The sequence below is a fragment of the Sphingobium sp. D43FB genome, assembly GCF_002312805.1.
Taxonomy (GTDB): Bacteria; Pseudomonadota; Alphaproteobacteria; order Sphingomonadales; family Sphingomonadaceae; genus Sphingobium.
Genome location: NZ_NMUA01000005.1, coordinates 165,786 through 183,352, shown reverse-complemented (window position 1 = coordinate 183,352; position 17,567 = coordinate 165,786). Strand labels below are relative to the sequence as shown.

The 17,567-nt window shown below is 64.9% G+C and carries 17 protein-coding genes; 7 read left to right on the top strand and 10 right to left on the bottom strand.

From position 1 onward, the window contains the following. Window positions 1–25 precede the first annotated feature (25 nt). Both SxD43FB_RS06785 and SxD43FB_RS06780 read left to right on the top strand, forming a co-directional pair. On the top strand, window positions 26–1,348 hold the full coding sequence (locus tag SxD43FB_RS06785; protein ID WP_096061520.1) for a folylpolyglutamate synthase/dihydrofolate synthase family protein: 1,323 nt from the start codon (window positions 26–28) through the stop codon (window positions 1,346–1,348). Between the two features lie 67 nt (window positions 1,349–1,415). Beyond that, window positions 1,416–1,856 carry a DUF6628 family protein gene (locus SxD43FB_RS06780; RefSeq protein ID WP_069064712.1) on the top strand — a complete coding sequence of 147 codons (441 nt, stop codon included), beginning with the start codon at window positions 1,416–1,418 and terminating at the stop codon, window positions 1,854–1,856. A 32-nt stretch (window positions 1,857–1,888) separates the two neighbouring features. Here the strand turns inward: SxD43FB_RS06780 and SxD43FB_RS06775 are convergent, their stop codons facing one another. After that, window positions 1,889–3,223: an MFS transporter gene (locus tag SxD43FB_RS06775; protein ID WP_096061519.1), complete on the bottom strand. Its 1,335-nt coding sequence runs from the start codon at window positions 3,221–3,223 to the stop codon at window positions 1,889–1,891. 73 nt (window positions 3,224–3,296) lie between these two features. Further along, window positions 3,297–3,752, bottom strand: coding sequence for a response regulator (locus SxD43FB_RS06770; protein WP_096061518.1), 456 nt, complete (start codon window positions 3,750–3,752; stop codon window positions 3,297–3,299). A gap of 177 nt (window positions 3,753–3,929) precedes the next feature. Between SxD43FB_RS06770 and SxD43FB_RS06765 the strand changes: the two genes are divergently transcribed. Together SxD43FB_RS06765 and rsmD are read left to right on the top strand one after the other, a co-directional pair. Beyond that, window positions 3,930–5,066 carry a pseudouridine synthase gene (locus tag SxD43FB_RS06765; RefSeq protein WP_096061517.1) on the top strand — a complete coding sequence of 379 codons (1,137 nt, stop codon included), beginning with the start codon at window positions 3,930–3,932 and terminating at the stop codon, window positions 5,064–5,066. Then, entirely contained in the window at window positions 5,063–5,614 is a 552-nt protein-coding gene (gene rsmD, locus SxD43FB_RS06760; protein ID WP_069064715.1) for a 16S rRNA (guanine(966)-N(2))-methyltransferase RsmD, read from the top strand. The genes SxD43FB_RS06765 and rsmD overlap by 4 nt, the downstream gene beginning before the upstream one ends. Here rsmD and SxD43FB_RS06755 read toward each other — a convergent pair. Further along, a complete protein-coding gene (locus tag SxD43FB_RS06755; RefSeq protein WP_096061516.1) occupies window positions 5,599–6,045 on the bottom strand; it encodes a globin domain-containing protein in 447 nt (148 codons plus the stop codon). The genes rsmD and SxD43FB_RS06755 overlap by 16 nt on opposite strands. 109 nt (window positions 6,046–6,154) lie before the next feature. On the opposite strand from SxD43FB_RS06755, the gene SxD43FB_RS06750 reads away from it, so the two are divergent. Continuing rightward, the gene (locus tag SxD43FB_RS06750) at window positions 6,155–6,628 is read left to right on the top strand and encodes an Rrf2 family transcriptional regulator (protein WP_096061515.1); all 474 of its coding nucleotides are present in this window, start codon (window positions 6,155–6,157) and stop codon (window positions 6,626–6,628) included. On the opposite strand, the gene SxD43FB_RS06745 is transcribed toward SxD43FB_RS06750, so the two are convergent. Further along, on the bottom strand, window positions 6,591–6,983 hold the full coding sequence (locus SxD43FB_RS06745) for a Fe-S oxidoreductase (RefSeq protein WP_096061514.1): 393 nt from the start codon (window positions 6,981–6,983) through the stop codon (window positions 6,591–6,593). The two genes, SxD43FB_RS06750 and SxD43FB_RS06745, sit on opposite strands and share 38 nt — an antisense overlap. Window positions 6,984–7,115: 132 nt before the next feature. Continuing rightward, a complete protein-coding gene (locus SxD43FB_RS06740; protein WP_096061513.1) occupies window positions 7,116–7,511 on the bottom strand; it encodes a GFA family protein in 396 nt (131 codons plus the stop codon). Window positions 7,512–7,614: 103 nt separating this feature from the next. Between SxD43FB_RS06740 and SxD43FB_RS06735 the strand changes: the two genes are divergently transcribed. Continuing rightward, entirely contained in the window at window positions 7,615–9,891 is a 2,277-nt protein-coding gene (locus SxD43FB_RS06735) for a UvrD-helicase domain-containing protein (protein WP_096061512.1), read from the top strand. Between the two features lie 4 nt (window positions 9,892–9,895). Here the strand turns inward: SxD43FB_RS06735 and SxD43FB_RS06730 are convergent, their stop codons facing one another. The 4 genes from SxD43FB_RS06730 to SxD43FB_RS06715 all read right to left on the bottom strand — a co-directional run bounded on the left by SxD43FB_RS06730 (window position 9,896) and on the right by SxD43FB_RS06715 (window position 13,976). Beyond that, window positions 9,896–11,275 carry a HAMP domain-containing sensor histidine kinase gene (locus tag SxD43FB_RS06730; RefSeq protein WP_096061511.1) on the bottom strand — a complete coding sequence of 460 codons (1,380 nt, stop codon included), beginning with the start codon at window positions 11,273–11,275 and terminating at the stop codon, window positions 9,896–9,898. After that, window positions 11,272–12,372: a DUF2336 domain-containing protein gene (locus SxD43FB_RS06725; RefSeq protein WP_255245616.1), complete on the bottom strand. Its 1,101-nt coding sequence runs from the start codon at window positions 12,370–12,372 to the stop codon at window positions 11,272–11,274. Before SxD43FB_RS06725 ends, SxD43FB_RS06730 begins: the two co-directional genes overlap by 4 nt. A gap of 44 nt (window positions 12,373–12,416) precedes the next feature. Next, window positions 12,417–13,583: a hypothetical protein gene (locus SxD43FB_RS06720; protein ID WP_096061510.1), complete on the bottom strand. Its 1,167-nt coding sequence runs from the start codon at window positions 13,581–13,583 to the stop codon at window positions 12,417–12,419. 78 nt (window positions 13,584–13,661) lie between these two features. After that, window positions 13,662–13,976 (bottom strand): hypothetical protein, encoded by a 315-nt coding sequence (locus tag SxD43FB_RS06715; RefSeq protein ID WP_037477908.1) that lies wholly within the window; start codon window positions 13,974–13,976, stop codon window positions 13,662–13,664. An 80-nt stretch (window positions 13,977–14,056) separates the two neighbouring features. Here SxD43FB_RS06715 and SxD43FB_RS06710 point away from each other — a divergent pair, with 80 nt between their 5' ends. Further along, entirely contained in the window at window positions 14,057–17,245 is a 3,189-nt protein-coding gene (locus SxD43FB_RS06710; RefSeq protein WP_255245615.1) for a hypothetical protein, read from the top strand. A 44-nt stretch (window positions 17,246–17,289) separates the two neighbouring features. Here the strand turns inward: SxD43FB_RS06710 and SxD43FB_RS06705 are convergent, their stop codons facing one another. After that, the gene (locus tag SxD43FB_RS06705) at window positions 17,290–17,559 is read right to left on the bottom strand and encodes a DUF1467 family protein (RefSeq protein WP_037474004.1); all 270 of its coding nucleotides are present in this window, start codon (window positions 17,557–17,559) and stop codon (window positions 17,290–17,292) included. Window positions 17,560–17,567: the final 8 nt, after the last annotated feature.

The window sequence follows — 17,567 nt, the reverse complement described above, 5'->3', positions numbered from 1 at the left end:
ACCAACGCGCCGGGGGGACGCGCCTATGGCCGATCATGCCGTTTCGGACGACCCGCAGGTTCAGGCGCAGCTTGACCGGCTCTGGTCGCTATCGCCGGGCGCCGACATATTGGGGCTGGAGCGCATCACCCAATTGATGACGCGGCTCGGCAATCCCCACCGCGCCCTGCCCCCGGTTTTCCATGTCGCGGGCACCAATGGCAAGGGGTCGACCTGCGCCTTCCTGCGCGCGGCGATGGAAGCGGATGGCAAGACCGTTCATGTCTTCACCTCGCCGCATCTGGTGCGCTTCAACGAACGCATCCGCGTGTCGGGGCAGTTGATCAGCGACGAAGCGCTCGCCCGTTATCTGGCGCGCGTATTGGATATTGCGGAAGGAATCGGAGCCAGCTTCTTCGAGGTCACCACGGCGGCCGCGTTTCTCGCCTTCGCCGAACATCCCGCCGACGCTTGCATCATCGAGGTTGGCCTGGGGGGACGTCTCGACGCGACCAACATCATTGCCGGCCCGGTCGTCTGCGGCATTGCTCAGCTTGGAATCGATCATCAGGCCTTTTTGGGCGACACGCTGGCCCAGATCGCGGCGGAGAAGGCGGGAATCGCCAAGCCCGGCGCGCCTCTGGTGACGCAGCGCTATGCCGAATCGCTCTTCCCGGTGATGATCGACGCCGTCGCCAAGGCGCGCACCACCTGGATCGCCCAAGGCGATGGCTGGGACGCGGCGGTCTATCGCGACCGGCTCCATTATCGCGATGATCAGGGTCGGATTGACGCGCCGCTCCCCCGCTTGGCGGGCGCGCATCAGGTCCAGAATGCCGCTTTGGCCTTTGCCATGCTGCGCCATCAAAACGCTGTCCCACTCTCCGATGCCGCACTCAAGGCCGCGCCGCTCTGGGCGCATTGGCCCGCGCGACTCCAGCGGCTCGACCATGGCCCGCTGCTGGGGCTATTGCCCGCCGGTGCCACGGCCTGGCTTGATGGCGGGCATAATGCGGGCGCGGGCGAGGCGATCAGCGCCTTCTTCACGCCGGACCGGCTGGAAGGCCACAAGCTGCAGCTCGTTATCGGCATGCTGGCCAACAAGGATGTCGATGCCTTCCTCGCGCCCTTTGCCGGACGGATCGCCCATATCCATGCGCTGCCCGTCCCCGGTCATGATCATCATCCGGCGGAACGTTTCGCCGCGATCGCGGCACACTGGGGCATTGGCTGCACGGCGCATGCCGATGCACAATGCGCTATCGCGGCCATAGCAGCGCAGGGCGACCCCGCGCCTAAGCTGTTGATCGGCGGCTCGCTCTATCTGGCGGGCGAAATTTTGCGACTAAACGCGCAATTGCCCGACTGATTATACTTGCGACTAACTCGCAATAGCGTAGTCTGCGGAGAGCAATCACCGCAGAAGGCGTATCATCATGGCTCATGGAGAGACCTCCCCCATCGATCTGCCCCGGCCCATGCCGACGGGCTATGGCAACCGGCTATTCCTGTTCGTCATGCGCCGCATGGCCAGCGCGGGCGTCAATGACGCCCATGCCGCCAACGCCATGTTGGGTGCGTTCGGGCGCAGCTATCGCCGCCCGTTAGTGCTGATGCGGGCCATGATGCTGGAACTCGCCCGCGCCTCCAGCCGCAAGATATTGGTTGCGCCCTGCTGCTGCGCGCGCATGACCGCGGATGAGGGGATGCTGATGCAGGCAACGGGCGAAGCGTTGCGCGATCCCAACGCCGCTTATGAACAATTAAGCGACCTGCTCGGCAATGACCATGCATTGGGCGCGCTCACCTGCATGCAGGCAGTCGCGCAGGCGCATGCCGATCTGGGGCGGCCGCTCGAACTCTATTCGGGCGGCTGAGCTGTGCGGTCGGTCGCGGCAAAAGCCACGTTCTAGTCGTCCTCAGTGCTGGGCTGCCGAACGGATTCCACGACGAAGCCCTTGCGCCACAATATCCACAATAAAACCATGCCGGGCACCGCGGCCACCACTGTCATGAGCCAGAAGCCTACCCAGCCTAGGCCTTCGGCAGCGATGCCTGCGGGCGCAGCGAGCCAAGTCCGGCCGACCGCAGCGAAAGAAGACAATAGTGCAAATTGCGTGGCTGTGTAGGCCAAGCTGGAAAGACCAGAGAGATATGTCACAAAAACGGTGAGCCCAATTCCGCTTGTCACTTGTTCGGTCGCAACCGCAATCGTGAGCCAAAGCGTGGAGTGTCCCTCCATCGCAACAACAACGAACGTGAGGTTGCTCAACATCATCATCAGGCCGGAAATGAACAATGACCTGCCCATTCCAAGCCACATGATAAACGGCGCGGCGAGCGCCGTACCAACTATCAAACCCCAAAAACCCACGATTTTGTTGATCGCAATAAATTCGCCATCGGTAAAACCAAGATCAACGATCATCGGGTTCAACATGCCTTGGCCCATCGCGTCACCGACTTTGTACAGCAGCACAAAGAGTAGGATGAGGACGGAACCACGTCGGCCAAGGAATTCGATGAAGGGATTGAGTGCTGTTTCTTTCAGCCATGCACCTAGGCTTTGTCCGGCGATCCGAACATGTCGGTCGATATAAGTGCCCTGGCCTGCCCATAATGCGCCTAATGCGCCGGGGAGAACGAGAAAAGCTGTCAGCCCATAGGCCATTTCCCAACCCAGTCCGATGCCCGTTTCGGACGAATACAGAAAGATCGTTCCAACGCCTGAAAAAAAGGCGCCCAGTCGATATCCGAACTGATTGGTTGCTGTGCCGTAAGGCATCTCCTCATCGCTGAGGATTTCGATCCGATAGGCGTCGATAATGATATCCTGCGTGGCCGCCAGGAAAGAGACGATAATCGCGCAAATTGCGAAATATCCAAGATGATTGGCTGGGTCGCTGCTTCCCAGCAGCCAGATCGAAACAAACAACAGAGCCTGCACAACAAATAGCCATGCCCGCCGTTGTCCCAAGAGACGTGTGAGGCCGGGTATTGGCAGCTTATCGACCAGCGGTGCCCACAACCATTTTAAGGCATATGGCGTCGTCAGTCCGATCGCGAAGCCGATAGTCGATTTCTCTATGCCGACTTTTGATAACCAATAGCCCATCGTGCCGAGCAGGAGCATGAGCGGAAAGCCGCTGGAGATGCCAATCAATAAAGCCACAAAAGGCATCGGCCGGAAATAGGGTTTCACGGCGTCGAGCCAGCTTTTGCGGCCCGCAATGGCGTCAGTCACTTCATTCCCCCGGTCTCGTCCTGTTGCGCGCCACCATATGGCCTCGCGCCGGGCTGGCAAGCGCTGCGTGGGGTCAGTTCGGCTCGAACAGGCTGAGGCCTACCGGCAAGCGTGGCTGGCGAGCGCCGCGCAGCCGGGCGTCGATCACCCGGATCGCGGCGACCAGGTCGCGGGGGGCATAGGGTTTGGCAAGGCATCCGACCGCCAGTTCGCGGGCGTCGATCGGGCAATGGCCGGTGACGAACAGCACCGGCAATCCCTTGGCATGGGCGTGGCGGGCGACATCGATGCCGCTCTTGGGGCCATGAAGCGCGACATCGGCAATGACGAGATCCAGTTCCCCGCCGTCGATCACCGCGACGGCATGGTCATAATCATCGACCGTCGCGGCGATGCTGTATCCGGCCTGTTCCAGCGCATGTTCATTGTCGAACGCGACCAGCGGTTCATCCTCCACCACCAACACGGTGCGGATTGCCTTGCGGCGCGGGAGGCGCACGCTCCCGCTATTCAAAAGCCCGAAAAACATTTGCCAAGTCCGCCCTGTTTCCGCCATGCAACCGAACAAACGCCGCGCCCCCGCGCCGGGTTGCCGGAGCGATGGGTTTTTACCCCCTCGCTCAAGCGCCGGGACGGCACATTTCAGCCTGTTGCTGGCTTATCGCCCATATGGGGAGAGCCAGAGCCTACGCAAAGGAACTTATCCGTGGAACCGCCGAAAAAATCAGGACCGCCACGCCGGTCCGGCCCCGGCGGCCCTAAACGCCCCGGTGGCCCCGGCAAGCGGCCGGGCTTTGCGCCGGGTCGCGACGAAGCGACGGGCGGCAAACCGCGCTTTGCCAAGCCGGGCGAACGTGCCCAGCCGGGTCGTGGCCCACGGCCCGATGCCGCTCCCAGTGGGGACCGCACCGGACGCGACCGCACCCGTCCTGTGACTGCCAAGGCCGATGCGCCCGTGCGCCCGCCCCGGCGCAATGACGGCGATAAGCCGCGCGGCGCAGCCTTTGGCGCTGCCGCCAAACCCTGGGCGAACAAGCCACCACGCAGGTCGGGCACTGGCCCCAAGACCACCGCCAACCCGCACCCTGCCCATGCTGCCGCCAGCGATGGCAAAGGCGAGCCGCAGCGTATCGCCAAACTGCTGGCGCGGGCTGGCATCGCGTCGCGCCGGGAAGTCGAACGGATGATCGAAGAAGGCCGCGTCACGCTGGACGGCGCGACGGTCGAGACGCCCGCCACTTTGCTCGCATCGCTTGCGGGCGTGGCGGTGGATGGCGTGGCGGTCGCGGCCCCTGCCCCGACCCGATTGTTCCTGTTTCACAAGCCGAGCGGCTGCCTGACGGCCGAGCGCGATCCGGTCGGACGGCCGACCATCTACGACCGGCTGCCTGCCGATCTGCCCCGCGTCATCCCGATCGGGCGGCTCGACATGAATACCGAAGGGCTGTTGCTGCTCACCACCGATGGCGGGTTCAAGCGGCAGATGGAACTGCCCTCGACTGGCGTGCCGCGCACCTATCGGGCGCGCGCCTTTGGCGAGATCAGCCAGGCGCAGTTGGAAGATTTGTTCGACGGGCTGGAAGTCGATGGCGTTCGTTATGGGCCGATCGAGGCGAATCTGGAGCGGCGCACCGGGCGCAACCAGTGGATCGAAATGACCCTGACCGAAGGCAAGAACCGCGAAGTGCGGCGCGTGCTCGAACATCTGGGGTTGCAGGTCAACCGCCTGATCCGCACCAGCTATGGTCCGTTCGTCCTCGCTGACTTGCCGATCGGCATGGTAGCCGAAGTCAGCGAACAGGATCTGGCGATATTCCGCAAGACTTTGAAGGACGCGAAATGAGGATCATTTCGGGCCAATGGCGCGGCCGTCCGCTGACCGCGCCCAAGGGCGATGCCACCCGTCCCACCGGCGACCGGACGCGCGAGGCGCTGTTTTCGATGCTGACCAGCCGGATCGGATCGTTCGAGGGACTGGCCGTGGCGGACTTCTTTGCAGGTTCCGGCGCATTGGGTTTCGAGGCACTGTCGCGCGGTGCGGCCTCCTGCCTGTTCGTGGAACAGGACAAGCCCGCGCTCGACGCAATACGCGCCAATGCCGAGCGGCTGGGCATCCGTCCCGACATTCGCGCGGCCAGCGTGCTGACGTTGGGGCAGGCCGCCAAGCCGCTCGACCTCATCTTCATGGACCCGCCCTATGGCACCGGCGCAGGGCAGGTTGCGCTCGACAAGCTGTCACGGCTGGGCTGGACCAGTCCGGCCAGTTGGATCAGCATCGAAACCGACAAGCGCGAGGATGTGGCGGTGAAGGGCTTTACCATCGACACGGTGCGCGATGTAGGCAAGGCCCGGATCACCCTGCTCCGCGCGGAGGTTCAGGCCGCAGCCTGATAGGCGTCCTTTTCCTTGGCGATCAATATATCGGCCAGGAACTGATAGGCCTCCGCCCAGGCGTCCAAAACGGTGTCGGTTGCGACCTGTTCGCCCAGCACCTCGCGAATGGCGGGGAGCAGGGCGGCGGCGACCTTGGGATAATGTTCCGGCTTCACGCCGGTCTGGACGTGGCGCGCGACCATGCGGGCGACGGCCCCGTCCAGCGCGCCCAGTTTATCGATATTTTCCGCATAGCCAAGGATCGCGGCGGCCAAACGCTTGGGCTGTTCGCCGCTGACCTGCGCCGCCTGGTCGAACATCTTCTTCACCTCGGCATCCTGAAACAGTCGCGCATACATGGCGGTGGTGATCGCGACGCCGTGCTGGCGGAGCGCAGGGCCGGTGGATTTCACGATGGCGATCGTCGAATCGGACAGCGAAGCGGACATAGGAAACGCCTTTTTCAGGAGGGGATAAGGTGTATCTATTCCGCATCTTTTAAGATGTAAATAATATATATGTTTTTGTCCGCACGCATCGCCGCTACCCCCATCAGGCATGCAATTGACCCGTCACACCGATTACGCGCTGCGCGTCTTGATCCATCTGGCGGTGTCGCCGACGGGCCGCGCCACGATCGGCGAGGTGGCGGACGCGCATCTCCTGTCGCGCAACCATCTGATGAAAGTGGTCCACCATCTGGCGAAGGGCGGATTCATCGCGACTCAGCGGGGTCGCGGGGGCGGGTTCCTGCTCGCCAGACCGGCAGAGGCGATCAGCATTGGCGCGGTTGTTCGCCATTGCGAACCGGACATGCGGATGGCGGACTGTCCCGCCTGCGCCATTCGCGGTGCCTGTGGCCTGTCCGCTTTGCTGTCGCAGGCGACCGCCGCGTTCCTGACCGTGCTGGATGAGGCCACGCTGGCGGATGCGGCGCACGACCGAAGCGGGCTGGCAGCGCTGATCGCCGCCCTGCCCGCTCCTGCCGACAGGGTCAGCGCTTGCGCATCTTCCGCGCGTCAGCCGGATTGATGCAACTGTCCGTCACTGTCTTGGAGCAGACCGGATAGTCCTTCATGTCGGCAGGCGGTGGCGTCATGTTGCCGCCCACCGTCACCGGATTGGACGATGAACCCATCGGCGCAGCGGTATCGCTGGGTGCGCCGGGCGGTGCTGGAACCATGCCGGGGTCGCTTGGCACCGATCCAGTCGGCATACCGGCATTGGGATCATTGGCGGGCGGTGGCGGCGGGGCCATGGACGGGTCGGTCGGCGGCGTCATGGCGTCACCGGGGGCTTGGCTGGCGGGCATTTGCTGCGCGATGGCGGCGCTGCCGATCGACGCGATGCCCATGAGGGCGGCCCCGGCAAACATAATGGATTTCATGGGGTGATCCTTCCTATTCTTGTCTCTGCCCCGTTCTGCTGCGTGGGCGAGGCGGAGAACCGGCACCCCGTCGCCTCCGTTCCGCCGCTGGCGACGAAAGGAGGCGGGAATGCCGCGAGAGGAAGGATGGCGCTATTCGCCGGGGAAGCGATCGAATTTGGGCAGCAGATGGGCGTTGGCCATCCAGTCGGCGGCTTCGGCCATCTGGATATGCGCCTGGGGCGGCAGCGCGCTGATATCGTCCAGCGTGCCGGTCTGAATGTCGATCTGGCCGGGGAAGATGGTCGCATTGGTGTAGAACAGCCCCGAACCGCATGTTCCGCAGAAATGGCGGATGGCATGTTCCGACGAGCGATATTCGACCGGCGTGCCGCTGATCGTCACCGCATCCTGTGGGTACAACGCCCAGCCGACCATCGGCGCGCCCGAACTGGTGCGGCAATCCTTGCAGTGGCACAGCGCGCTATGCGCCGGTTCGCCCTCGGCTTCGTAGCGGATTGCGCCGCAATGGCATCCCCCTGACAACATCACTGGTCCTCCCTTGCATGATTCGCCTTTTGTTCTCATAGAAGGCGCTTCGCCGCAAGGGTCATGCCTTGCCCCTGCCGCCCCCTGTCCCTAGTTGTCCTCCATGACTCTTCCATTGCCCTCGCCCAATGATCCGCCCTATTTGCGGGGTTTGAACCCGCCCCAGCGTGAAGCCGTGCTGACCACCGAAGGGCCAGTGCTGGTGCTGGCGGGTGCGGGCACGGGCAAGACCGCAGCGCTGACCGCGCGGCTGGCGCATCTGGTGGCCACGGGCCGCGCCTATCCCTCGCAAATCCTGTCGGTGACCTTCACCAACAAGGCCGCGCGCGAAATGCGCGAGCGGGTCGGCAAGATGATCGGCCCGGCGGTGGAGGGGATGCCGTGGCTCGGCACCTTCCATTCCATCGCCGCCAAGATGCTGCGCCGTCATGCCGAACTGGTGGGGCTGCAATCCAATTTCACCATCCTGGATACCGACGATCAATTGCGGCTGATGAAGCAGTTGATCCAGGCGGAAGGCATCGACGAGAAGCGCTGGCCCGCGCGGCAATTGGGCGGGTTGATCGACCAGTGGAAAAATAAGGGCTGGACGCCCGACGATGTCGGCGCGGGGGAGAGCGAAGGCTATGCCAACGGTCAGGGGCAGAAGCTCTATGCCGCCTATCAAGCCCGGTTGCGCGCAGTTAATGCCTGCGATTTCGGGGACTTGCTGCTGCATATTCTGACGATTTTGAAGAAACATCGCGATGTGCTGCAAAGCTATCAGGAGCGGTTTCGCTATATATTAGTGGACGAATATCAGGACACCAATAGCAGCCAATATCTGTCGCTGCGGCTGCTCGCCCAGACGCGCAAGAATATCTGCTGCGTCGGCGATGACGACCAGTCCATCTATTCATGGCGCGGCGCAGAGGTGGCCAATATCCTGCGGTTCGAAAAGGATTTTCCCGGCGCGACGATCATCAAACTGGAGCAGAATTATCGATCGACTCCGCATATTTTGGGCGCGGCGTCCGGGGTGATTGCCGAGAATGGCACGCGCCTTGGCAAGACATTGTGGACCGACATCGATGTGGGCGAGAAAGTGCGTGTCGTCGGCATATGGGACGGGCCGGAGGAGGCGCGGCGGGTCGGCGAGGAGATCGAGACGATCCAGCGCGATGGCGGTTCGCTGGACGAGGTCGCCATATTGGTGCGCGCGCAGCACCAGACCCGCGAGTTCGAGGACCGCTTCATCCAGATCGGCCTGCCCTATCGCATCGTCGGCGGCTTCCGCTTCTATGAGCGCGCCGAAATCCGCGATGCGCTGGCCTATCTGCGGCTGGTGAACCAGCCGGCCGACGATCTGGCGTTCGAGCGGATCGTCAATGTACCCAAGCGCGGGCTCGGCGACAAGGCGGTGGAGAAGTTGCACCGGCTGTCGCGGGCCGAGGGCATCCCCCTGCTCCATGCCGCCGCGCGGATATCGGACACCGACGAACTGACGCCGCAGGCGCGGCGGTCGCTCGGCAGTTTCGTCGGCGATCTGGCGCGCTGGCGCGACCGGGCGGCGCAATTGCCGCATGCGGAACTGGCGCGCCAGATATTGGACGAGAGCGGCTATACCGCTATGTTGCAGGCCGAACGCAGCACCGAGAGCGCGGGGCGGCTGGAGAACCTCTCCGAACTCGCGCGCGCGATGGAAGAATATGAGACGCTGGGGGCGTTTCTGGAGCATGTCTCGCTGGTTATGGATAATGAGGCGCAGGCCGAATCCGCCAAGATCACCATCATGACCATCCACGCCGCCAAGGGGCTGGAATTCGATTCGACCTTCCTGGTCGGGTGGGAGGAAGGCATTTTCCCCTCGCAACGGGCGCTGGACGAAGGCGGGCTCAACAGCCTGGAGGAAGAACGGCGGCTGGCCTATGTCGCAATCACGCGGGCGCGCAAGCGTTGCACCATCCTCCATGCCGCCAACCGGCGCATCTATGGCCAGTGGACCAGTTCGATCCCGTCGCGTTTCGTGGGCGAATTGCCGCCGGAGCATGTCGAGGAAGAAAGCAGCATGACCGGTGGCGCGTCCTTGTGGCGGGCCAATTGGTCGGAGCGCGAAGACCCGTTCGCTCATGTCGAGCGCGGCACCGGGCGCGGGCCGGGCTGGCAACGGGCGCAATCGTCGGGGCAGTTCAGCCGCGAACCCGTGCGGATCGTCGAGGCGCGCGCGTCGGCTGTGTCGATCGGCAATAAGGGGCGCAGCGACATGGCGGTGGGGCTGCGCGTCTTTCACCAGAAATTCGGCTATGGCATCGTCGCGGAGATCGAGGGCAACAAGCTGGAGATCGATTTCGAGACGGCGGGGCGCAAGCGGGTGATGGACAGTTTCGTCTCGCTGCCCTGAGCGGTCAGTCGGCGCGGGGGAGCGACAGGATGAAGCGGGCACCTTCGCCCGGTGCGCCGCCGATGCGGATATCGCCATGCATCGCGCGCGCCAGGCGGCGCGAGATATAGAGGCCAAGGCCCGACCCGCCCGCATCGTCGCGGCCAAGCCGTTCGAACTTCTCGAAAATGCGTTCGCGGTCGGCGAGCGCCACGCCCTGTCCCTGATCGATCACCATGATGCGCGCTTCGCCAGGTGCGGATTCGGTGACGATGCGGACCTGCGTGTCTTCGGGCGCATAGCGCACGGCGTTGCCGATGAGGTTGACGAGGATTTGCAGCACGCGGCGAAATTCGCCGGTGGCGAGCAGGCTCTGATCCTCCTGCGGCGGCAGGATAGTGATGCGGCGATCGAGCGCTTTTACGGTCAGCAGCCCCGCCGCGCGCCGTCCGAGATCGGCCAAGTCGACCTCTTCGGCGATGACCGCGAAGTCCGGGCGGTCGATCGCTTGCAGATCAGCGAGATCATCGACCAGCGCCATCAGGTGCCGCCCGGCCGAAGCGATATCCTTGGCATAGCCCGCATAATCGGGGCGAAGCGGTCCATCGCGTTGCGCACTGATGGTATCGGCATTGGCGATGATCCGCCCCAGCGGCTGGCGCAGCGACCGGTCGAGCCGTTTGCCGAATTCGCCGGGATAGAGCGTGACGGGCGCGTCCTCTACCTGCGGCGCTGCGACCGCGCGCTCCAGCGGTAGCGCGGTACCGCGATAGCCCATGAGTTGGCCTGCAAGATCAAACAGCGGAATGGCGGACAGGCGGAACAGGCGGGCGGGATCGCCGACCAGCGCGGCGTCCTGATCGCGAAAGGCGCGCCGCTGGGCAAAGCCGCGCAGCATCGCCATGTCGCCATCGGCATCGGGGCGCAGGTCGAAATAGGCGGAAAAGCGACTGCCCGGCAGCGGCGGATCGCGCGGCAGCGTGCCCTGCGGCCCGCCATTGTCCATCGCCATTTGAAAGCGCAACTGGGTGTCCACCTGCCAGGTCCAGCCTTCGGCCAGGGTGGCGATGTCGGCTTCGCGGTCGATCGGTTCGACCGACGCGAGCGGGATCGGCCGTTCCTGCCAGTCGATGATCGACAGCGACACGCCCGCGCCATCGGGCTTGGCGCGCACCCACATGTCGATATCGCCGCGCTCGGCGGCGGCAGCGACGGGCCGCGAGACGGGGACCCCCAGGCGCTGGGTCAACCGGGCGATGGCGGCAAGCTGGGGGACGACGAGCAGGGTGCCGAGGCTGCCCCCCGCCTCTTCCTGCAGCGCCAGCAGCGGCGCGTCGGCGCTCAGCAACCGTCCGTCACTGGCGACGGATGCGCGCACGATGGCCGGATGGAGCGGCATGTTCAACGGGTGGTGACTTGCAGCAGATGGTCGAGCTTGGCGCGAAAAGGCGCGGGCGTGCGCAGGGCACTGACCGCCGCATCGGCCGCCATTTCAGGCAGATCGCGATAATGGGCGGACGCCTTGACAATGGCGAGGTCGGACAGAGCGGGGCGAATCGGGCGGAGCGACAGCAGCAGATGGCGATAATCGGCATCCGCCCCGCCCAGCGCCCGGCACAAAGTCGCGATCTGCGCCACCGGACCCATCACCAAAATGTCGATGACCTGCATCGCGCGCATCCGCAGCCGCCGGGCGGCGAGCGCGGCGAACAGCAGGAAGCGCCGCTGGTCGAGCGCTGCGCCAAGCAGGTCGGGCGCATCGGCCGCCGCGCCCATGCCGCGCACCAGCCGTTCGGCTTCGGCGATCGGGCTGACGCTTTCGTCATGGTCGGCGAGCAAGGCCCAGCCGGAGCGTTCGAAGGCAACGAGCAGTGCATCGCCCGCTTCCCCCGCCCCGCGCCGCGCGATCGAGGCGAGGCAGGCGGCGGCGGTCCAGACCAGTTCGGCATGATGTTCGGCGGGCAGATCGGGCCGCATCGGCTGATCCTCGCCGCCGCGTGCGATCCAGCGGCCCTCGGCCAAAGTGAGCGCGGAGACGGCATTGCCGATCAGGGGATCGTCGGCGCGCAACAGTGGTTCGCCCTCTTCCTCGGTAATGTGGTCGGCACCGGGCTGGCCGAACTGGCGCAGCATCAGCGTGACGCCCGCGCGCATCTGCATATGGGCGAGCAAGGCCGGGCTGAGCATCGCGGGCTGATCGCAGAGCATGCGCCAGCAGACGGGATCGGCCCAGGGCGCGAGCGCGGTGGCGATGGCCGGGGCATGATCGAGCGACACGCGCAGCGCCATTTCGATCGCGGTCAGGCAGCCGCCCAGATGCCGCCGCGTCTCCGCGATCAACGCGTCGTGGCGCGGGCGTTCGTCCGTCGGAAAGAAAAAGGCCAGGTCGATGGCATGACCAACCGGCACGGCGGACATGCCCGCCATGACTCGCGTCATCGGCCAGCTATCCGTCATTGTCGAACCGGCAAGGGACGAAAAGACGCTCATGCGGTGCAGCATAATCGCACGTCCTTAAAATGCACTAAACCGTCCGCAGGAAATCTTTATGCACGACGCCGTAAAATGATTGCGCCGATCGAGGCGATGGCGAGCAGCATGGCGACGCGCAATCCCTGCGCCAGCACGCCGAACAGGCCGGTCGCGACCATCAGCAGCAGCGCACTGGCGGGGGTGAAGATCATCCACGGCCGCGCCTCGCCGCTGCGGCCCTGCCGGTCGGCGACCAGGATGATCGCTAGCAGCAGCGCAAGATCGACCGCGAGCGGACTGCGGCCTGCCAGGACGATGCCGATCAGCGCCAGGATCGGCGTGGCGAAGGCGAGCGCGCCCGCAGGCGGCGGTCGCAACGCCATGGCATCGAGCCGATCGGCGAGTTCGGCGAGCAGCAAGGCGATCAATAGCATGCAGAAGCCGGTCAATGGCCAGAGCAGTTCGATCGGCACGAGCGCGACGGCGGCGAGCGCGATGGCGCTGACCCGGACCTGAAAAGCGGGCACCTGCATCCGCATCAGCGGGGCGCTGGCCATGCGGGCTAAAGGGGCGAGGACATAATGTTCGATTCCGCCCCGCGTGGGGCTGCGCGAGACACCAGCGGCCGTGACCGCCTGCGCCACCAGATCGGCCTGCTGCTGGCTATCGACGATGGCGACGCGACCTTCGAGCAGGTCGTCCTGCGGCGCGGTGATGCGGCGTGCGCCCTTCTGCACTGCGGCGCGCACCAGCGTCAGCGACAAGTCCCAGTCACCGATCATGTCGAGCGTGTCGAACATCAAAGCGGGGCTGATCCGGGCCACGCCCGCCCAGCGCTGGCCTGCATCAATCCGTTCGAACGGGGCACTGGCGCGGGTGTCGTCGGCGACGAGCAGCGTGTTGCCCTCGCTCGCGCCCAGTGCATCGACATGCGCCTGCGCCACGATCGCGCCGTCGGCGACAAGCAGCACGTCGGCATCGCGCGGCACATCGCGCACCATCGATACCATGTCGCGCACCAATGCCACGGCAATGCCGTCCGCGCTCAAGCGATCGACGGCCTGGGACACGGCGGGGGTGATGACGCTGACGAGGATCATGATTCGGTCGGCACCGGCACGCGCCGCCTGCCGCGCCTGATATTCGATCAGCGTCTGGCCCGCGAAATGCAGGCTGGCGCGCAGGCCTGCGGGCGTATCGGCCGTCGTGCGGCTGGCGCTGAGAATCGCGGAAAAACTCATTCTTTTATGCTTGTCGACCCGTTGGCTGTTGAAGCGACCTTTTCGCAAGGCAAAGGGTTTGACGCAAGCAAAGCCGTATCAGCTATGCGGAATGTCCTGCTCAAGGCCCGCCAGGGCATGGCGCAACCGCCGCAGCGCGCGCGGATCGCCGGGCGCCGCCTGCGCCGCTTCGTCGGCCAGCGCCATCAACGATGTGAGGCCGAAACTGGCCGCCAACCCCTTCAACCGCCAGGCCGCCAGCGCCCAATTGGCATCGCAGCGGGCACGGCCGAGCAGATCGACCTGACGCGCCGCGCTTTCCATGAAGGCGACCCGCAAATCGGCGATCAACGCACGGTCGTCGCCGACTGCGGCCGCCAAAGCAGCGTCAAGGGCACCAGGATCATAGGACATGGCGACCAACGCTATCGAACACGGGTTAAGTTTTGGTAACGGGGCATTCCCGCACGCAAAAAAGATGCTAGGATGAGGATATGACAGGGGGCAGCACAATCGTCGAGTTCTGGCGCGACGAACCATCGGAGACGCCTGCGCAAGCGGACGATATCCTGCTTTTGAACCAAGCCGTGCTGGACATCGAAGACGATGAGCCAGCCGCAGAGTCGGGCGAGGCCGGGATAAAGCGGGTTCGTATCATCTTGATGGGCGCGGCCGTCGCCTGGGTCGGCTTTGCCGGCTGGGCGATGATCGCGTCGGGCGACCTGCGCGCCGGGCCGTCGGCATGGGCCAGTGGCATAGCAACGCTGCTGGTGCCGCTGACCCTGCTCGCCCTGACTTATCTGCTGCTGGTACGCAACAGCCGGTCCGAATCGCGTCGCTATCTCGATACAGCGCGCGCGCTGCGGACCGAGGCCGACCTGCTGGAAATACGACTGGGCCGGATCGCGACCCAGTTGGAAACCGCGCGCAAGAAGATGCAGGATCAGGCCGAACTGCTCGACAGCTATGGGGCCGCCGCCAGCAGCAACATGGAAGCATCGGCCGAATTGATCGCCAGCCGGGCGCATGCCAGTGCCGCGCGCGCCGAAGTCGCCGAACGCGCCGGTGCCGCCTTGATGGCGCAGATGCACGCGCTGATGGGCACGATCCCCGAACTGGAGGATCGCACGGGCCGCATGGCAGCGCAGATCATGGACAATAGCCATGCCCTGGGCGACCGGATCGACACGCTGGAAGCGCGATTGCATGCGCTGGGCGAATTGTCGGATGAGGCGCGGACGCGCACCCTTTCGGCGACCAAGAGCCTGTCGAGCCAGTTGACCCAGTTGCAGGAAGCGACCCGCTCAGCGAGCGAGGAAGTCACCGGCATGGCGGAGATAGCCGCAGGACGGATCGACGCCACCGCGCAAACCGCGCGCCAGGCAATGGACCGCACGCGCCAGGATGTGGAAGCGCAATCGGCGGCGCTGGTGGCGCTGGTCGACACGGCCCAGGCCGGTGTCAGCAGCACTAGTGAAACTGCCCGTAACGCGCTCATCGCGGAACTGGATCATGCCCAGGCTGCTTTGGAAGAGCGGCTGGCCATCGTCAGGCAGGCGATGGATCGCACCCGTGCTGATGTCGATGCACAGACTGCAGCACTGGCGACGTTGATCGATACGGCGCAAGCCGGTGTAAGCAGCACCAGTGCTGGCGTCCGCCAGACCCTGATCGAAGAATTGGACCATGCCCACGCCGCATTGCAGGTCCGGCTGGATGCCGCCAAGCAGGCGATGGATCTGACCCGCGCCGATATCGAAGCGCAATCGGTGGCGTTGGTCGCCATGGTCGATTCGGCGCAGGCTGGCGTGGCCAGCACCAGCGATGTCGTCCGCCAGACTTTGGGCGCGGATCTGGACCATGCTCAGGCTGCGTTGCAGGTCAGGCTGGATGCCGCCCGGCAGGCGATGGATCGCACGCGCGCCGACATCGAAGCACAATCGCTGGCGCTGGTCGCCATGGTCGATTCGGCGCAGGCTGGCGCGGCTACCGCCAGTGAAACCGTCCGTCAGACTTTGGGCGCGGATCTGGACCATGCCCAAGCCAATTTGCAGGAGCGGCTGGACGGGCTGCTGGCGAAGGTCGAGACGGCCATGGCGACAGCCGACGAAGGCTTGTCTCGTCGGGCCGACACGCTAAGCGCGCTGGTCACCGCAGCGGAGGCCGGGATTGGCAGCGCCAGCGAAGGCGTGATGGCCGTCCTGACGCGCGACATGGACAAGATCGAACAGGATCTGCGCGAACGGATGGGCGATGCGCTCGATCGGGCGCAGGCCGCCTTGCGCCAGACCGATACCAGCCTATCGAACCAGGCTGCGGCACTGGATGCCCTGATCGCCCGGTCGCGCGAAAGCCTGGATGCGATCGGCAGCGATACGATCATCGGCCTGAGCGACTCGATCGGTGAAGTCGAAGGGCGCCTCCACCAGATCAACGATTTGGTGGAAGGGCAGAAGGCGTTGATGAACAGCCTGCATGACGGGCTGAACGACACTATCGCTGGAACCGAAGGCAAGTTCGCGACGCTGGAAGAAGCGGCGCTGGCGCGCAGCGAACGGATGACCGACGCACTGACTCGTCTGACGGGCGAGACACAGCGGATCGACGGTGCGCTGACGGCCGGTGGCCTGACGGCGGACAAGCTGATCGGTAGCGCCGAAACCTTGCTCGTGGCGCTGGATTCGAGCGTGCGCGAACTGGATGAAACCTATCCGGCGGCGCTGGATCGGTTCGATGCGCGGATGGAACAGAGCCGTGCCCTGCTGGGCAGCGCGACACCCGAACTGGAACGGCTGGAAGCGATTTCGCAGGCGCTGGCCGGCCGAGCCGAAGAGGCCGAGTCGCTGCTGCGCGGACAAGGCAGTCGCCTGACCGAATGGCTGGAAAGCACGCAAAGCGGGCTGGAGGCCAATCGCCAACTGGTCGATCGCCTGCGCGTGGCGCTGGACGGCGCGCATCAGGATGCAACGCGGATCACCGAAGGGGCCGGGCCACTGCTCGTCACCGCCTTGTTGCGGGTCAAGGACACCGCCGATCAGGCCGCCGAGCGCGCGCGGCAGGCATTGTCCCGCGCCATTCCCGACGCCGCCCAGCAATTGGGCGATGCCAGCGAAGCGGCAATGCAGCGGGCGTTGGGCGACAGGGTCGCCGAACAGATCGAACAGGTGGCCAAGGTGGCCGAGGAAGCGATCAAGGCCGCGCATCAGGCATCGGAGCGGCTGACGCGCCAACTGCTGACCATCGCCGACACCAGCGCGACGATAGAGCAGCGCATCGCGCAGGCCGAACAAGCGTCGGAGGATCGCGACCGCGACCATTTCGCACGTCGCTCCGCCGCCTTGATCGAATCGCTCAACAGCACCGCGATCGACGTCGCCAAGATATTGTCCAACGACGTGACCGATACGGCCTGGTCGGCCTATCTAAAGGGCGACCGGGGCGTATTCACGCGCCGCGCGGTCAAGCTGCTGGATGCGGGCGAGTCGCGGGAAATCGCACTCCATTATGACGATGATGCCGAGTTCCGGGATCATGTGAACCGCTACATCCACGATTTCGAATCGATGCTGCGGATCATCCTGTCGGCGCGCGACGGCAATGCGCTGGGCGTTGCGGTGCTGTCGTCCGACATGGGCAAGCTCTATGTCGCGCTGGCGCAGGCGATCGAGCGGCTGCGGCAATAAGGTGGGATGGCGTTCCCCGGTCTGCGCCGGGGAATGGCCTTGGCTCAGCGCGTGCCGCTATATTTGGGCAGCATGTCCGCCGTCACCCAGCCCTGCACATAATTGGCATAATAAAGGCCGAACAGGATCGATGCCAGGATCGTCGCGCGCAGGGCGACGCGGCCGGGGCGGAAGTTGCTGGGGGCGCTGTCCGCCTGCCCCTTCAGCATCACCTCACCCGTTTCGTCGGGCGTGCGGATGCCGAAGGGAAGCATGACGAAGGCGCAGACGACCCACATCAAAAAATAGATGGCGAAGATGGCGTAGAGATTCATGCGCGCCT

What these genes read in the sequence shown, in the direction of transcription:
- SxD43FB_RS06705 (WP_037474004.1), bottom strand. Translation starts at nt 17,559, where the DNA reads ATGAATCTCTACGCCATCTTCGCCATCTATTTTTTGATGTGGGTCGTC.
- SxD43FB_RS06755 (WP_096061516.1), bottom strand. Translation starts at nt 6,045, where the DNA reads ATGTCCGCTTCGCTGTCCGATTCGACGATCGCCATCGTGAAATCCACC.
- SxD43FB_RS06780 (WP_069064712.1), top strand. Translation starts at nt 1,416, where the DNA reads ATGGCTCATGGAGAGACCTCCCCCATCGATCTGCCCCGGCCCATGCCG.
- SxD43FB_RS06720 (WP_096061510.1), bottom strand. Translation starts at nt 13,583, where the DNA reads ATGAGTTTTTCCGCGATTCTCAGCGCCAGCCGCACGACGGCCGATACG.
- SxD43FB_RS06710 (WP_255245615.1), top strand. Translation starts at nt 14,057, where the DNA reads ATGACAGGGGGCAGCACAATCGTCGAGTTCTGGCGCGACGAACCATCG.
- SxD43FB_RS06715 (WP_037477908.1), bottom strand. Translation starts at nt 13,976, where the DNA reads ATGTCCTATGATCCTGGTGCCCTTGACGCTGCTTTGGCGGCCGCAGTC.
- SxD43FB_RS06735 (WP_096061512.1), top strand. Translation starts at nt 7,615, where the DNA reads ATGACTCTTCCATTGCCCTCGCCCAATGATCCGCCCTATTTGCGGGGT.
- SxD43FB_RS06745 (WP_096061514.1), bottom strand. Translation starts at nt 6,983, where the DNA reads ATGAAATCCATTATGTTTGCCGGGGCCGCCCTCATGGGCATCGCGTCG.
- SxD43FB_RS06725 (WP_255245616.1), bottom strand. Translation starts at nt 12,372, where the DNA reads ATGCTGCACCGCATGAGCGTCTTTTCGTCCCTTGCCGGTTCGACAATG.
- SxD43FB_RS06770 (WP_096061518.1), bottom strand. Translation starts at nt 3,752, where the DNA reads ATGTTTTTCGGGCTTTTGAATAGCGGGAGCGTGCGCCTCCCGCGCCGC.
- SxD43FB_RS06740 (WP_096061513.1), bottom strand. Translation starts at nt 7,511, where the DNA reads ATGTTGTCAGGGGGATGCCATTGCGGCGCAATCCGCTACGAAGCCGAG.
- SxD43FB_RS06750 (WP_096061515.1), top strand. Translation starts at nt 6,155, where the DNA reads ATGCAATTGACCCGTCACACCGATTACGCGCTGCGCGTCTTGATCCAT.
- rsmD (WP_069064715.1), top strand. Translation starts at nt 5,063, where the DNA reads ATGAGGATCATTTCGGGCCAATGGCGCGGCCGTCCGCTGACCGCGCCC.
- SxD43FB_RS06785 (WP_096061520.1), top strand. Translation starts at nt 26, where the DNA reads ATGGCCGATCATGCCGTTTCGGACGACCCGCAGGTTCAGGCGCAGCTT.